Source organism: Phyllobacterium trifolii (genome assembly GCF_014192095.1).
GTDB classification, from domain to species: Bacteria; Pseudomonadota; Alphaproteobacteria; order Rhizobiales; family Rhizobiaceae; genus Phyllobacterium; species Phyllobacterium trifolii.
In genome coordinates this window covers 271,573-286,223 of the sequence record NZ_JACHXN010000004.1, presented here as the reverse complement: position 1 = coordinate 286,223, position 14,651 = coordinate 271,573, and the positions used below count along the sequence as shown (strand labels likewise).

General features: G+C 54.9%; 15 protein-coding genes and 1 riboswitch. All 15 genes read right to left on the bottom strand.

Annotation, left to right across the window (positions count from 1 at the left end; all coding sequences use genetic code 11):
- Position 1 precedes the first annotated feature (1 nt).
- Positions 2–1,300 (bottom strand): cyclopropane fatty acid synthase, encoded by a 1,299-nt coding sequence (locus tag FHS21_RS08460; RefSeq protein ID WP_112532665.1) that lies wholly within the window; start codon positions 1,298–1,300, stop codon positions 2–4.
- Complete coding sequence (locus FHS21_RS08455) at positions 1,297–1,722, bottom strand: EamA family transporter (protein ID WP_112532666.1); 426 nt, start codon at positions 1,720–1,722, stop codon at positions 1,297–1,299. The genes FHS21_RS08460 and FHS21_RS08455 overlap by 4 nt, the downstream gene beginning before the upstream one ends.
- On the bottom strand, positions 1,719–2,897 hold the full coding sequence (locus FHS21_RS08450) for a peptidogalycan biosysnthesis protein (protein ID WP_183661634.1): 1,179 nt from the start codon (positions 2,895–2,897) through the stop codon (positions 1,719–1,721). The genes FHS21_RS08455 and FHS21_RS08450 overlap by 4 nt, the downstream gene beginning before the upstream one ends.
- Complete coding sequence (locus FHS21_RS08445; protein WP_112532668.1) at positions 2,878–3,696, bottom strand: alpha/beta hydrolase; 819 nt, start codon at positions 3,694–3,696, stop codon at positions 2,878–2,880. The genes FHS21_RS08450 and FHS21_RS08445 overlap by 20 nt, the downstream gene beginning before the upstream one ends.
- Positions 3,683–4,558: a fatty acid desaturase family protein gene (locus FHS21_RS08440; RefSeq protein ID WP_112532669.1), complete on the bottom strand. Its 876-nt coding sequence runs from the start codon at positions 4,556–4,558 to the stop codon at positions 3,683–3,685. The genes FHS21_RS08445 and FHS21_RS08440 overlap by 14 nt, the downstream gene beginning before the upstream one ends.
- Positions 4,555–4,908, bottom strand: a complete 354-nt coding sequence (locus FHS21_RS08435) for an EamA family transporter (RefSeq protein ID WP_112532670.1) — start codon at positions 4,906–4,908, stop codon at positions 4,555–4,557. The genes FHS21_RS08440 and FHS21_RS08435 overlap by 4 nt, the downstream gene beginning before the upstream one ends.
- A complete protein-coding gene (locus FHS21_RS08430; protein ID WP_112532671.1) occupies positions 4,905–5,855 on the bottom strand; it encodes an arginase family protein in 951 nt (316 codons plus the stop codon). The genes FHS21_RS08435 and FHS21_RS08430 overlap by 4 nt, the downstream gene beginning before the upstream one ends.
- A gap of 4 nt (positions 5,856–5,859) precedes the next feature.
- Complete coding sequence (locus tag FHS21_RS08425) at positions 5,860–7,281, bottom strand: aspartate aminotransferase family protein (protein WP_183661633.1); 1,422 nt, start codon at positions 7,279–7,281, stop codon at positions 5,860–5,862.
- 19 nt (positions 7,282–7,300) lie between these two features.
- Positions 7,301–7,984 (bottom strand): MtnX-like HAD-IB family phosphatase, encoded by a 684-nt coding sequence (locus FHS21_RS08420; RefSeq protein WP_183661632.1) that lies wholly within the window; start codon positions 7,982–7,984, stop codon positions 7,301–7,303.
- Positions 7,985–8,086: 102 nt separating this feature from the next.
- On the bottom strand, positions 8,087–9,463 hold the full coding sequence (locus tag FHS21_RS08415) for a sensor histidine kinase (RefSeq protein WP_183661631.1): 1,377 nt from the start codon (positions 9,461–9,463) through the stop codon (positions 8,087–8,089).
- Complete coding sequence (locus tag FHS21_RS08410) at positions 9,460–10,116, bottom strand: response regulator transcription factor (RefSeq protein WP_112532675.1); 657 nt, start codon at positions 10,114–10,116, stop codon at positions 9,460–9,462. The genes FHS21_RS08415 and FHS21_RS08410 overlap by 4 nt, the downstream gene beginning before the upstream one ends.
- A 261-nt stretch (positions 10,117–10,377) precedes the next feature.
- Entirely contained in the window at positions 10,378–11,367 is a 990-nt protein-coding gene (gene nrdF / locus FHS21_RS08405; RefSeq protein ID WP_112530440.1) for a class 1b ribonucleoside-diphosphate reductase subunit beta, read from the bottom strand.
- A gap of 16 nt (positions 11,368–11,383) precedes the next feature.
- Positions 11,384–13,540, bottom strand: a complete 2,157-nt coding sequence (nrdE, locus tag FHS21_RS08400; protein ID WP_183661629.1) for a class 1b ribonucleoside-diphosphate reductase subunit alpha — start codon at positions 13,538–13,540, stop codon at positions 11,384–11,386.
- Positions 13,510–13,926, bottom strand: coding sequence for a class Ib ribonucleoside-diphosphate reductase assembly flavoprotein NrdI (gene nrdI, locus FHS21_RS08395; protein WP_112530444.1), 417 nt, complete (start codon positions 13,924–13,926; stop codon positions 13,510–13,512). The genes nrdE and nrdI overlap by 31 nt, the downstream gene beginning before the upstream one ends.
- Positions 13,927–13,930: 4 nt before the next feature.
- Positions 13,931–14,152, bottom strand: a complete 222-nt coding sequence (gene nrdH, locus FHS21_RS08390) for a glutaredoxin-like protein NrdH (RefSeq protein WP_112530733.1) — start codon at positions 14,150–14,152, stop codon at positions 13,931–13,933.
- 248 nt (positions 14,153–14,400) lie between these two features.
- Positions 14,401–14,624, bottom strand: a riboswitch (cobalamin riboswitch).
- Between the last annotated feature and the right edge of the window lie 27 nt (positions 14,625–14,651).

The following is a 14,651-nucleotide window of genomic DNA, read 5'->3' as shown; positions in this document are numbered from 1 at the left end:
GTCACGGTGCCGGGAAAAGCGCTTGAAGATTCCTCGCTGCATTTAACTCGTCGTCACGAATGTAGTTCCTCGTTATGGGAACAGCAGTATTGCGCTTGGCTATCTGAATCTGGAATACGACAAGATCCTCATATCGGAACGCTGCCTCGGCCGCAGCCAGATAAAACTCCCACATCCGGCAGAACCGTTCGTCATAAAGCGCTTTGGCTGCCTCGCGCTTCGCCATGAAACGCTCCCGCCAGATTTTGAGCGTGGAGGCATAGTGGAGCCTCAGTACCTCCACGTCGGTGACGATCAATCCGGCTTTTTCGATGTGCGGAACAATTTCGGAGAGCGAGGGAATATACCCGCCCGGGAAAATGTACTTGCTCAGCCACGGTGTGGTGAAGCCTGGCGTGGACGAACAGCCGATCGTGTGGAGAACCATGACGCCATCATCATCAAGCAGTCTTGCGCATGTTTTGAAGAATGTCGCGTATGACGCGGCGCCGACATGTTCGAACATGCCGACCGAAACAATTCTGTCGAACCGGCCTTTCAGGTGGCGATAGTCCTGCAGCTCGAATGAAACACGATCGTCCATCTGGTCCAACGATGATCGCGCATATGCAAGCTGTTCTTCGGACAGGGTTATTCCCAGTACTTCGCCGTTCGTCACCCTTGCACCGATATGCCGCGCAAGACCGCCCCAACCGCAGCCGATATCCAGAACCCGCTGATGCGGTTCGGGCAGGAGTTTAGCCGCCAGATGCCGCTTCTTCGCCAATTGTGCTTCCTCAAGCGACTGATCGGGATGTTCGAAATAGGCGCAGGAATATTGACGGTCCACGTCAAGAAACAGCTCGTAAAGCCGACCGTCGAGATCATAGTGATGTGCGACATTGCGCTTCGAACGGCCGGGCAAGTTGGGCTGCTTCAGCTTGCGGAACCTGGCGCGCAGAGCGTCTATGAAACGCGCTGGCCAAGGATGAGTGGTGTTCTGGGCTTCACGCAACAGCAGTGCGATGAAGTCATAGATGGAGCCCTCATCGACGATAAGACGGCCATCCATGAAAAGCTCGCCAAGCCGCATATCTGCGTCGGCCAAAAGGGCCCACTGTGCCCGGCTATCGGTAAACCTCACCGATACCGCGGGCCCGCTGCCATCTCCGAATGACAATCTTTTGTTCTTCGAAGTCGTGACAGTCAGGCGACCTGTGCTGACGATGCGAAGAAGCGCAGCATGCAATGCACGATCGGCAAGTGCCGATGGCGTTGTGTGCCTGCCGGAAGTGGAGTTTTGGAACTGGACCTGGGTCATCGTCTGGCTCGCATTGTCGTAACTGGCGGGAACTTGATTTGTTGCGTGTTTTGCTGAGGGCTGCTGCGTCCGGAGGCTGTCCCGATCAGCCACACACCGCCAAGTATGAGCGCGCTTCCAATCAACTGAAGCACAATGATCTGTTCCCGGAAATAAAGCCAACTCGACAGGAGGACCAGCACGTAACTTAAAGCAGAAAGCGGAAACGCCTTGCTCAGATCAAGCTCCGACAGCACCTGCATCCAGATCAGGAAACAAACGATTTCAACTGCAATGGCCGCAAGGAGCCAGGGCGATGCAAGCGATCCGGAAAACCAACCGCTGGCATGACCACTCACTGCATCGGCAGCAAGCTTGATGAAAATCTGAAACAACGTGTTCAGCACCGGAATGGCGAACCAGGAAAGGCGCTGGCCGTTCATGAAGACGCTCCCTTAGGCTCGTCTACGCCAAACATCGGCGATACAAGTGTGAGCAACCATTGGACGGCCCTGTTCCGATGCTTGAAATACATTGTGTTTGCAGTGAGCCTGCTGCCGAGCCGCAGTTTGTTTTCGTAGTAGGCCTGACCGCTCTGATAGCGGGCAACGCGGTGGTCGATGCAATACCGCAGATTGGCGAACCAGCTTAGATAATAAAGATCGTAGGCACGCCCTTCCTCTCCGTCCATGCAGAAGAACTTGTCGATCAGCGTGCTTTCGTTGTGAACGAGAATGTTAGCCGCCAGCAGCTTGTCTTCTGCAAAATACAAGGTGCAGAATGACTTCCCGGACATACGGTCGAGAATGCCGGCAAAATACGCCGCGGTGAGAGCTTCGAACTGCCATTCACTCCGGTTTCGTGTCGCATTATAAAGAGCCAAGACACGCGGCATGACGTCTGCCAGTTCGGTTCGTGTCTCGATCCTGATGCGATCAAACGATTTCAGTTTCCGGCGCATGTCCTTGCGGGTTCCAGAGGACAAGCGGCTCAGATAGCTTTCGATGGAGTGAAAATCGACATCAAGACAAGCTGTCGGAAGCCCGGGAATGGAAGCGAAACCTGATTGCGCGAATACCGGCGCAAACGCCGGCGCACACGGTTCAGGAATATCCTTTACGCCCCGCAGGGAACAACCTTCATCGTCCGCGTGCTTCTCGAACCCGGCAATAAGTCTTGCCAACAAATCAGGCTGGCGTTCCGGAGGAACGTTGGCACAAAAGCCTGGCTTGCCAGTTTCCGTACAGGGCGAGCCAAGACACGCGAGCTTCAACGTGAGGATACCGGGAAGGAAGCCTCGCATCCGACGAATGAAACGGCGCACAGGTCCTGCTTCCAACGTCGTCTCAAGCTGGTAACTGGTAATGAACGCCGGCATGGCGGCGACCACTATCCCGTTCTCAATTACCGTTACATAGCGCCAGGCGAAACCTTCGATCCCGGCCTCTTCGATTGCGAGAAGGCAATCGAAATCTTCGACCTCATCTTCGAAACAGGCATTCCACGCTTCCTTGCCGACTTCCCGGATGGAATTCACAACGCGCGTTTGTACGAGCGGGTTGTCTTTCGCCGGTAACCTTGTCCCGCGGAGCGTCGATTCAGAGACGGTCTGAAACATGGCTCACTCCAAAATAATCGGCAGTAAGATTCGCGACCTGCCTGTGCTGCCGATCGAGATGGATCATGTGATAGCTGTCATTGATCCAGCGAAGCTCGTTCGGGGCCCCGATATGGTCACTGATATAGCGGGCATGGGCAGGGCTGCTGAGATCATCCTCCCTTGAATGCAGGATGAGCGTTGGCGTCATCATATGCGGCAGCTCGCGCTTGAGCGCTCTTCCGAGGCGATACATCTCGACCAGGCCTTTGCCGGGGAATTTCTCGATTACGCCCTCTTTGGACATGTTTTCCATCATCCGGCGCATACGCTGGTCTTTGACGCCGAGTGCCGAAGTCTCGTTGAAATTCAGGCGATCCAAGAATGGGACATGTGCCAACCAGGTGATGTTGCGCGACAGCAACGGGTAATAGAACGGCACATTCCAGCCGTCATAGAGGAAGCATGGAGAGTAAATCGCCACGGCCTTGAGCATTCCGGGCTGCTCGTGGGCAGCCAGAAGCGCCAGCTTGCCACCGACGCAGATGCCGGCAGCAAATATCTCGTTCGTATAGGCGGTCAACTGCTCCACGGCCTGCTCGACACTTCCCAGCCAATCCTGCCAACGCGTGCCGCGCAACCTGTAGACATCGCCACCATGACCGGCGAGAAGCGGTGCATAGACCGTATAGCCCCGACGATTCAGTTGTCGCGCCACAAGCCGCATTTCCGTGGGTGCACCAGTCAGACCATGCACAAGAAGGACGCCTTTACCGTTGGTGCCCTCCATGAAATATCCAAAAGGGTCAGCGATCTGCATTCGATATTTCCAACTCGCGGTTTTCCTTAGCCATGAATCCCAGCGCGTGGCACGTGCTGATGACGTGGACCCCGGCTTCTTCTTGCTGGTCCGCGATCTGTTCGTGGAAGGAGCGGAGTTTTGTCCAATGTGTGCGCGGACGATAATGATGCTCGGCGTGGTAACCGTTGCCGAACCACAGCCAGTTGTAGAAACGATTGTGACTGCTGACCCCCCACGCTATCGGTTCTTCCGGATCGCCGTGAAGATGCTCGTAATAGCCGTTGAGCGACGACAGGCAATTGCCAAAATAGTAGAATGGCACGAAGAACAGGACAGCCCGCCAGTCATAGATCAAAGCGAGACCGACCACGCCAAAGAACGCGTAAAGCTCGAAGCGGCCCCATTTCGCGTCGAACGGCCGAGTGCGGGCAATGCCTCTGTGAATGTCGCCGATATCGTCGCGAAAAAAGCTGAGGAATGTGTAGCTCCAAACGTTCTCCGGTTCGCCGTTTTTGCCGTGTCTGTAAATCGACAACCAATCGATTGTCTCACCCTTTTCATTCGGCTTGTCGCTGTTGCCGGAATGATGGCGCATATGGATCCAGTGATAGTAGGTCTGCGAAAAACCGATCGTGATCGATTCCAGCAGACTGAAGGCATAGTTCAGCTGGCGCGCGGCAAAATAGGGTGTGTGAATGAAATTGTGGGAGATGCTGTTGATATTCCACGAGATCGAGACAGCGTAGACGCACCCCAGAACTAAGGACAACCACAGCGGGCGGCTGTGAAATCCGGCGATGAGGTAGATATTGAAGAATAGGTGAGCGACTGCCGCGATAACGGGAGCGGCATCCCATTTGGTGTGTTTGAAGAGTTTCATAGTCCTGTTGCTCCAACGCACGTCACGCCGGCCGTGATGAGAAGAACTCCAGCCGCGTGACGCAGATTGACGTGTTCCTTGAAAAAGCAGGCTCCGGCGACAACGATGACGACATAGCTCAGCGCCATCATTGGAAAGGCGATGGACAGCGGCACGTGTTCGAGCACCATCATCCATGCGAACAGCTCCACTGCCCAAAAGACAATTCCCACCCAGGTGGCGGGTTTCACCAGTGCCTGACGAAGCGTCGAAGCGTGCGCGGCCTGTTTGAAACAGACCTCACGCGCCATTTCCGCAACAATGCAAAAACTGATCAGCGCCACCATTGGCAGGGTCAGGGTGCCGCTCATGACATGGCCTGCGAAAGAATTTCGAGAAGGGCGTGATTGCCTGCGGAGTTGATGTTGGTCGCAAGACGCGCATCCGAGGGGCGTCGGGGCTGATCCAGCAGAATCTCGCCGTGCTTCATCAGCATCGTCCATAACCCGCCGCCATAAGCGGGAAATGAGTAGTCGCCGGTGACATCTGCACCGACAATGCGGTGGCGGCAGCCTATCTCACTTATCAAATTCAGAAGATATGGCAGCCTCATGCTGCCTTGATCCCAGTTTGTGACCGCATCAGTGTGAGCCAGCACATCCTTGTCGATCGTCAGATAGACGGCTTCAGTCTCAATCCGTGACAAGAGGCGATCGACGAAATTTTGCTCACCAATAGCGGCAATGGTGTTCCAGCTGAGCGAGCCGGAATCCTGCTGGTAGCTCGACCCCGACCCATATTCCTTTTTGACCCTGCTCGGTGGGTGATCGTAGGGATAGAGCTCAAGCTTGCCTTTTTTGAGCAGCGAAAGATTTGCTCCCTTCCGTTCAGGCTTCTTCAGGTCATCGCTGCATACGCCGACAGTGATGACCTTGCGAACCTGGGAATGTTCCAATGCCCTGTTGACCCATGAGCCGCAATGGATGCCATCCTTGAAATGAACCCAATCGGGATGGTTGTCGAAATGGATTACCGTGGCCGGCTTTCCATCCTTTTCGAGGGCAACGTCGAGCAGCAGCGCAGTGACGTGATGAAAATCACCCGACCCCATGAAACACAGGTGCGCATCCTTTCTCCGCAGCATCCTGCGCGCGAGCTTGGTCCGAACGGCATGCAAATCAGGGTTTTTGCCCCAAAGCCTGATCGCCCGCCCTTCATTCTCAGCCTGTAACTCGTACGCGCCAGCGTTCAGGCAGGCGCGGATGAAGTCGGGCTGCAACTCAAGCGCATCATCGAGATGGAGGAGCAGAAGTTGCATCGGCCTATCGTTTCGAAGCCCTGATAAAAAGCTGATCCAGCAGCGTCAGGGCAAGATCTATCTCTTCGCGGCTGATCAGGAGGTTGGGGGCAAGGGTGATGACATTCTTGTGGTAACCGCCAACATCCAGCACGAGACCGTACATGTTCGTGCCGACACTTAGATCACCCTTCATCCCCTCGTCGCAAAGCCAGTCCATCGTCGACTTGTCCGGGGTGAACCCATCCTCAGTGCATATTTCGACACGCAAGGCGAGGCCGAGGCCATCCACATCGCCGATGATCCGGTGGCGTTTCTGCAGCTCCTTCAGTCCGTCGAGAAAGTAAGCGCCTTTCTCGATGATAGTCGCACCGAAATCCTCTTCCTTGAGCATTTTCATGGTTTCCAGTGCTACGGCGGTTCCCATCGGGTTGCTGGCGAAGGTAGAATGCGTTGAACCTGGAGGGAAAATACCTGGGTTGATTATTTCTTCCTTCGCCCAGACGCCCGAAAGCGGATTGAGACCATTGGTGATTGCCTTGCCGAAGACGAGGATGTCCGGGCTGACACCGAAATGTTCGATCGACCACATCTTGCCCGTCCGGTAGACGCCCATCTGGATTTCATCGACCACAAGCATGATCCCATGCTGATCGAGCACCTGCTTGAGCTCCTTGAAGAAGTTCATGGGAGGAATGACATAGCCGCCAGTGCCCTGGATGGGTTCGACATAGAAGGCGGCAAACTCCGCCTTGCCCGCCTTGGGATCCCAGACGCCGTTATATTCGCTCTCGAACAGGCGGGCGAACTTCTGCACGCATTGGTGGCCGTATTCTTCTTTGCTCATGCCTTTCGGGCCACGGAAATGATAGGGAAATTCAATAAACTGCGCGCGCTCGCCGAAGTGCCCGTAACGACGCCGATAGCGATAGCTCGACGTGATCGCCGAGGCACCAAGCGTGCGCCCGTGATAGCCGCCCTCGAAGGCGAACATCAGGCTCTTTCCGCCTGAATAGTTGCGCACGAGTTTCAGCGAATCCTCGATGGCCTGCGAGCCGCCGACATTGAAATGAACCCGTCCTTTCGTGCCGAATTTCCGTTCTGCGTCTTGAGCAATCATGGCCGCTAGTTCGACCTTTTCCCTGTGCAGATATTGCGATGCCACCTGAGGCAGCGTGTCCAGCTGCCGATGTGCGGCGGCGTTCAGGCGCGGGTTGCGGTAACCAAAATTAACCGCCGAATACCACATCTGCAGATCAAGGAACGGCGTACCCTTGCTGTCGTAAAGGTACGAGCCTTCGCACGATTCGAAAAAGCTCGGCTCCTGGGCGTAATGGACCGTATCGCCGTGAGAACAATAGGTTTCCTCAAGCAGACGCAATTCGAGTTCCGAGTTCGGCAGCGGAGATACGAGCTCGGGCTGCTTCAGGATAAAATTTGTGTTCATTCAGGTTCTCGCTTGTTGGTTATGCGGCGGCGTGGCGCGGTGTGCTGAGAGCATTGGCCGACAGGCCTGGAACAGCGCTCTTGAGGCTGTGGGTGAGATCGGCAAAGGTCTCGTACGCAATGAAGGGGATATCCTCGGCAAAACAGTAGTCAGCCAGTTCCCCCTTTGCGAAGACCAACTCCGGTTGATGTGAAACGCAGAAATCCGAGCGGCCGTCACCGACGTAGACCCGCAAGTCACGCGGTGTCAGCGATCTGCATTTGCAAACCCCCGCTGCTGACAAACAATCCGGATCGGCGTGGGGAGAAGCCAGATGGTAGGATGGCTTTCCTTCCGGATTGACGATCGTCAGCTTGTTGGCGATCACCGGAATATGGCTGAGGTTGGTGCGCACGAGAATTTGTTTGATGAAATAATCGACGCCGTCACTCACGATCGTAAGCGGCATAGCGTGTCGGCTGCAGAAATCTGCGAAGGCGGGAAACGTCGGGTCAATAACGACATCTTCAAGCACATCATCGAGTTCATGCTGCTTGGCGCGAATCAGAGCGACCTGGCGGCGCATGCATTCGGCAGAACCGATCTCGCCGTCCAGCCATTCTTGTTCTATGGCTTGCCATGCGGGATCGGCCAAGTTTGAGAGCACAAAATCGGTCGCATCCTCGACCGAAATCGTTCCATCGAAATCGCAAAACACGTGCATTCAAAAAACTCCTTGCACAATCGTGCGGGGGTTCTATCAGCCGTGCCTGAGTGCAGAATTATGCCAAAATGAAATGAAACTGAAATCGCCTGAAGACGCGCGCTATGCTCTCGGCATCAGCACGTCTACGCTCAAACCTTTGCCTGATCCTGCAGCGTTCAGTGCGATAGTGGCGGAGAAACGGTCAATTATGTCGGCAACGATCGCCAATCCCAATCCCGATCCCTCGGCCTGTGGCGTATCGACCCGGTAGAAGCGCCGAAACACGGCTTCGCGATGTTGCGCCGCTATTCCTGGCCCGCTGTCGCTGATGGATAGCAGCCAAGACTCGTTCTTGGGTGTGATCGATGCTTCGATGGTTCCGCCGACGGGGGAGTATTTGATTGCATTGTCTACGAGGTTGGCAATCATCAGGCGAAGGAGAGGCTCGTCCGCATTGACCTGCGCATTTTCATCGCCGTGCAGCGAAACCTCAAGTCTCTTGAGATGAATCATGTTGCCGAACTCGCCTATGACCGAAGCCACGGTGTTATACAACGAAACGCTTTTCAACAGCATCGGCTGATGGCTAACACGAGCGGCGCGAAGCAGTTGCTCGATCAGGTGCATCGCCTGTTCATTACTCGCCACGAGGTCGCCGATGATAGCCTTGCGTTCCTGCTCACTCTCGGCATTCGCCAGCATTTGGAGCAACAACTTGAGAGATGTCTGAGGAGTTCGCAGTTGATGGGCAGCGTGATCGGCGAAACGCCTCTCCGCCGTCAGTGAGCGGTCAAGCTTGCCGAGAAGCTGATTTATCGATCTGCCGAGGGGAGAAAGATCCCTCGGCAACGTATCGACGGGAATGACAGACAGGTCATCCGGGGAACGACTGCGGATTTGGCGCACCAATCCGTGCATCGCGCTGAGCCCGCTCCTGATCCCGAACCAGATCAAGACTGCGATGAGCGGGAAGAGGACCAGCAATGGAAAAGACAGGTTCAGGAGAATATTTGACACAAGCGATTTGCGAAGGGCAAGCTTTTCTCCAACTTCCACGGTAATCGTCGTTTGCGGAATTGGCAGCGCGTACACCCGCCAGTCTTCGCCGCCGTAATTCACGTCTGTAAAACCCGCTCGCTGCTCGGGAACCGTCTTCGGGAATGCGGTGCTCGAGAAAACCTCAATCTCCCCGTCCTTCCATGCACGGAACATATGGGCGTCGGCATAGTCATCCGCATCCTCGTTCATTGCGAGCTGGTTGCCCATCGCCAAATCAATATCATTGACCTGCTTGGATTTATGAATGCCAGGCTTTTCAACCTGGCGTTCCAGCAGCGTCCAAAGAACATTCGCGTCGTTGATCAATTGTGCGTCATAGATATTGTTGATTTCGCGCGTGGCGCTGCGGAAGGCGAACGCCCCGATCAGGGCGATAGTAATCAAAATTGTTGGCGCAATCCTGAAAAACAGTTTGCGCGTCAGCGTCGATCTGATCATTGCTCGACCATGTATCCCACGCCGCGGATCGACTTGATGAAGTCGCTGCCAAGCTTCTTCCGCAGATTGTAGATCACGACTTCCGTCGTATTGCTTTCTACAGCGCTTTCAGCGCTATAAAGCGCATATTCGATATCGCTCTTCGTAACGTACTTGCCGGCGCGTTCCATGAGGAGCTTCAGCATCTGAAACTCCTTGGCGGTCATCGCGACTTGCCCCGATGTGCTGCGCACCACCATGGCGGCAGGATCGACTTCAACATCTCTGCACTTCAGGACCACATCCGGACGTCCGTCCCGCCGCCTTATCAGCGCTCGAAGCCGTGCTAGCAGCTCATCGAGATCAAAGGGCTTGACGAGATAATCGTCAGCGCCGCTATCAAGGCCTTCAACCTTCTGTAGCGGAGTATCCCGCGCCGTCAGCAGCAGGATCGGAACCATGTTCTTTTTTTGCCGCGCTGCTCTCAGCACATTGATTCCGTCGAGCTTCGGCAAATTGACATCGAGTACGACGACGCTGAAGATCAGGTCCTCAAGCGCGGCAAGCCCGGATTCCCCGTCCTGTATCCAATCCACGCCATAGGCATGTTTCTCCAGCGCTTTCTTCAACGACGATCCAAGGATCACGTCATCTTCGATCAGTAACAGGCGCATCTGTGTCGACACCTTTCGAGGATATCAGGTCATGCCCAGCATCGCTTGCTGGCTCGAACCCCGAAAGATGCGAATAAGAGATAACATCTCGGCTTTTTGCGGGCAGCACGTTGGTTCGCAGCTTTTCAGTGAATCGGTACCATAATCAATTCAAAGCGCCAAAGAGGCCTCCGAGGATAAAACCCAAGGCGGCCAATGCAGGCTGGCTGAAAAAGCCGATCCGAGCCGTCGAACAATCGGCGGCTCGGATCGCGTTCTTTTCTAGAAATCCCAGTCCTCGTCTTCGGTTGCGATAGCTTTACCGATGACGTAGGACGAGCCGGAACCCGAGAAGAAGTCATGGTTTTCGTCGGCATTGGGCGACAACGCCGACAAGATCGCCGGATTGACCCTGCAGGCCTCAGGCGGGAACAGGGCTTCGTAACCGAGGTTCATCAGTGCCTTGTTGGCGTTGTAGTGCAGGAACTTCTTAACATCCTCGGTCAGCCCGACGCCATCATAGAGCGCTTCGGTATATTTGGCCTCGTTGTCATAAAGCTCCAGCAGCAATTCGAAGGCGAACTCTTTCATCGCTTGCTGGCGCTCGTCGCTCAAGCGCGCCAGCCCACGCTGGAATTTGTAGCCGATATAGTACCCATGGACAGCCTCGTCGCGGATGATCAGGCGGATCATGTCGGCTGTATTTGTGAGCTTTGCCCGGCTCGACCAGAACATCGGCAGATAGAAACCGGAATAGAACAGGAAGCTTTCAAGGAAAACGCTGGCGATCTTGCATTTCAGAGGATCGGGATCGCTGTATTGCTCGAGAATAAGCGCCGATTTTTTCTGCAGATGCTCGTTTTGCTCCGACCAGCGATAGGCGTCGTCGACATCGGAGGTCGAGCACAATGTCGAGAAGATCGATGAATAGGAGCGGGCGTGCACCGCCTCCATGAAGGAGATGTTGGAATAGACTGCCTCCTCGTGGGGCGTGATTGAATCTTCCATCAGCTTCGGCGCGCCGATGCTGGTCTGGATTGTGTCGAGCAGCGTCAATCCGGTAAAGACGCGAATAGTCAGTTGCTGCTCTTCCGGCTTGAGCGCCGCCCAGGACGGGATGTCATTCGATAGCGGGACCTTTTCCGGTAGCCAGAAATTTCCCGTCAGCCTGTTCCAGACCTCAAGATCCTTGTCGTCGTCGATGCGGTTCCAGTTGATCGCGCGCACCGATGCGGAAGTCTTGGGAGCCTTGGTCTTTATTTGAATGTTCATTTCGTTCCCCCGAATATCAAAGTGCGCAGGATACGCAGCCCTGCACTTCCGTGCCGGACAACGCCATCTGCCGAAGTCGGATGTAGTAAATAGTCTTGATGCCCTTCTTCCAGGCATAAATCTGAGCCCGGTTGATGTCGCGCGTCGTGGCCGTATCGCGGAAGAACAAAGTCAGAGAAAGACCCTGGTCCACATGCTGCGTCGCAGCCGCATAGGTGTCGATGATCTTTTCCGGCCCGATCTCATAGGCGTCCTGGTAGTAGTCGAGATTGTCATTGGTCATGAACGAGGCAGGATAGTAGACCCTGCCGATCTTGCCTTCCTTGCGAATCTCGATCTTGGAAACGATAGGGTGGATCGAAGACGTCGAATGGTTGATATAGGAGATCGATCCTGTCGGCGGTACCGCCTGCAGGTTCTGGTTATAGAGACCGGACGTCATCACGGCTTCCTTCAATGCCAGCCAGTCTTCCTTCGTCGGGATGTGAATGCCTGCGGTCTCGAACAGTTCACGTACCCGCTCGGTCAAGGGCAGCCATTCCTTCAGGGTATATTTTTCGAAGTAATCGCCGGCGGCATATTTCGAGTTTTCAAAGCCTTTGAAGCTCGTGCCGCGCTCGACAGCGATGCGGTTCGATGCGCGGATCGCATGATAGGTCACTGTGTAGAAATAGATGTTGGTGAAATCCACACCTTCTTCAGAGCCGTAATAGATGCGTTCGCGGGCGAGATACCCGTGCAAGTTCATCTGTCCGAGCCCGATCGCATGGCTGTCATCGTTACCCTTTTCCACCGAAGGAACCGACGCAATATGGCTCATATCTGAAACGGCGGTCAGCGCCCTTATCGACGTTTCAATGGTCTTGCCGAAATCGGCTGAATCCATCGTGGCGGCGATGTTCAGCGAGCCAAGATTGCAGGAAATATCCTTGCCCATATGTTTGTAGGAAAGATCATCATTATATTCGCTGGCCTCGCTCACCTGCAGGATTTCCGAGCAGAGATTGCTCATGGTGATACGTCCGGCAATCGGGTTTGCGCGGTTCACCGTGTCCTCGAACATGATGTAGGGATAGCCGCTCTCAAACTGGATTTCGGCCAGCACCTGGAAGAATTCCCGCGCCTTAATCTTTTTCTTGCGGATGCGGCTGTCCGCGACCATCTCCCGGTATTTTTCCGTGACCGAGGTTTCAGTGAAGCTCGCCCCGTAGACACGTTCCACATCGTAGGGCGAGAAGAGGTACATATCCTCATTGTTCTTTGCCAGTTCGAAGGTAATGTCTGGAACCACCACGCCGAGCGACAGCGTCTTAATGCGGATCTTCTCGTCAGCGTTTTCGCGCTTGGTGTCGAGGAAGCGCATGATGTCGGGATGGTGCGCGTTGAGATAAACGGCGCCTGCGCCCTGCCGCGCACCAAGCTGGTTGGCATAGGAGAAACTGTCTTCCAGGAGCTTCATCACCGGAATGATGCCGGAAGACTGGTTTTCGATCTGCTTGATCGGCGCACCTGCCTCGCGGATATTGGTGAGCGACAGGGCAACGCCGCCGCCGCGCTTTGACAGCTGCAAGGCGGAATTGATGCCTCTTGCGATCGACTCCATATTGTCCTCGACCCTAAGCAGGAAGCAGGACACGAGCTCGCCACGCTGCTTCTTTCCTGCGTTGAGAAAGGTGGGCGTTGCCGGCTGGAAGCGGCCGGAGATGATCTCATCGACCATATCCTGGGCAAGTTGTTCACTACCTTGCGCCAATGCCAAGGCCACCATGCAGACGCGGTCTTCATAGCGCTCAAGATAGCGCTTCCCGTCGAACGTCTTCAGCGTATAGCTGGTGTAATATTCGAAAGCGCCGAGGAAAGTCGGGAAACGAAACTTCCTGGCATAGGCATGGTCGACGAGATCGCGGACAAAGTTGAACGAATACTGGTCCAGCACCTCACGCTCATAATATCCCTCGGTCACCAGATAATCGAGCTTCTCCCGCAAATTATGGAAGAAGACAGTGTTCTGGTTCACATGTTGCAGAAAATACTGTTTTGCCGCCAGCCTGTCCTTGTCGAGCTGAATTTTTCCATCCTCGTCATAGAGGTTCAGCATCGCGTTCAGCGCATGGTAGTCCAGCGTTGTTTCGGCAGCACCCTTCAAAGCATAGTCGAGTGTGAGCGTGTCCAAAATCGTTCCAATCCGTGTCTGACATTGTTGACATCGTCCTCGGTACCCAGAAGCTCGAACCTGTAGAGGTAGGGTACCTGGCATTTTGCAGAGATGATGTTGCCTGCGATCCCGAAGGTCGCACCGAAGTTGCTATTGCCCGCGGCGATGACGCCGCGAAGGTTCGAACGGTTCTCGACACTATTAAGGAACCGGATCACCTGTTTGGGAACCGCCCCCTTGCCGCCCTCACCCGAATAGGTCGGAACGATCAGGACAAATGGTTCCCGGGTCACGCACTCACCGCACTTGGGGCTGACAGGAATCTGCGTCGAGGGCAGACCGAGCTTGCTGACAAAGCGATGGGTGTTTCCCGACTGGCTCGAGAAATAGATGATTCCGCCCATAGGCCTATACGAGCGCGCTGATCATGTCGGGGCGAAACCCGGCCCAGTGAGTTTCGCCGGCGATCACCACAGGCACCTGACGGTACCCGAGGCTCTGAACCAGTTCGAATGCTGCCATGTCCGCCGACACGTCGACGACATCATATTCCATGCCCTGACGATCAAGGGCCCGGGTCGTCGCTGTGCACTGGACGCAGGCGGGTTTGCTGTAAACGATGATGTGCATGATTTCCTCGTTGTTTTCAGACATAGAAAGGGTGGCCGGACAACAGCCATTGCCCGTTAATATCGATCGGAAAGGGGATACTTGCTGATGCTTCAGAGGGCTTCCGCCGTCCGACTACTCGCGCTTCAATATATTCAAAAGCCTGAACATGGTTTCACCCCGTGGTTGACTCATTGGAGAGGTTCAGGGGAAGCGGCATGCCGGATATATTCCGTCACATGATCGCGACCTTCCCGGCACCCCGCCGGTGGACTCTTTCGATCGAGGCAGGTCTCCTGGCTTGCGGGTCGTTGCATTTGCTCAGCCTTCCCGAAATGGCGCATTTCAGTGGCGTTATCGAACAAATGCTCGCCGCATACAGTTGCGGGGGCAGCTCCGGCTTTGCCAAACCGCTAGGTTCAACGCACCGTATTCCCGTCTTAGCTTTTGACCCTGCGAGAGAATCAAAAGAACCTCGAACACTAGATATGGTATACGATGTTAAAATGGCGTCAACAAA

Coding starts and splice junctions, on each gene's coding strand:
- FHS21_RS08460 (WP_112532665.1), bottom strand. CDS start 1,300: ATGACCCAGGTCCAGTTCCAAAACTCCACTTCCGGCAGGCACACAACG.
- FHS21_RS08455 (WP_112532666.1), bottom strand. CDS start 1,722: ATGAACGGCCAGCGCCTTTCCTGGTTCGCCATTCCGGTGCTGAACACG.
- FHS21_RS08450 (WP_183661634.1), bottom strand. CDS start 2,897: ATGTTTCAGACCGTCTCTGAATCGACGCTCCGCGGGACAAGGTTACCG.
- FHS21_RS08445 (WP_112532668.1), bottom strand. CDS start 3,696: ATGCAGATCGCTGACCCTTTTGGATATTTCATGGAGGGCACCAACGGT.
- FHS21_RS08440 (WP_112532669.1), bottom strand. CDS start 4,558: ATGAAACTCTTCAAACACACCAAATGGGATGCCGCTCCCGTTATCGCG.
- FHS21_RS08435 (WP_112532670.1), bottom strand. CDS start 4,908: ATGAGCGGCACCCTGACCCTGCCAATGGTGGCGCTGATCAGTTTTTGC.
- FHS21_RS08430 (WP_112532671.1), bottom strand. CDS start 5,855: ATGCAACTTCTGCTCCTCCATCTCGATGATGCGCTTGAGTTGCAGCCC.
- FHS21_RS08425 (WP_183661633.1), bottom strand. CDS start 7,281: ATGAACACAAATTTTATCCTGAAGCAGCCCGAGCTCGTATCTCCGCTG.
- FHS21_RS08420 (WP_183661632.1), bottom strand. CDS start 7,984: ATGCACGTGTTTTGCGATTTCGATGGAACGATTTCGGTCGAGGATGCG.
- FHS21_RS08415 (WP_183661631.1), bottom strand. CDS start 9,463: ATGATCAGATCGACGCTGACGCGCAAACTGTTTTTCAGGATTGCGCCA.
- FHS21_RS08410 (WP_112532675.1), bottom strand. CDS start 10,116: ATGCGCCTGTTACTGATCGAAGATGACGTGATCCTTGGATCGTCGTTG.
- nrdF (WP_112530440.1), bottom strand. CDS start 11,367: ATGAACATTCAAATAAAGACCAAGGCTCCCAAGACTTCCGCATCGGTG.
- nrdI (WP_112530444.1), bottom strand. CDS start 13,926: ATGGGCGGAATCATCTATTTCTCGAGCCAGTCGGGAAACACCCATCGC.
- nrdH (WP_112530733.1), bottom strand. CDS start 14,152: ATGCACATCATCGTTTACAGCAAACCCGCCTGCGTCCAGTGCACAGCG.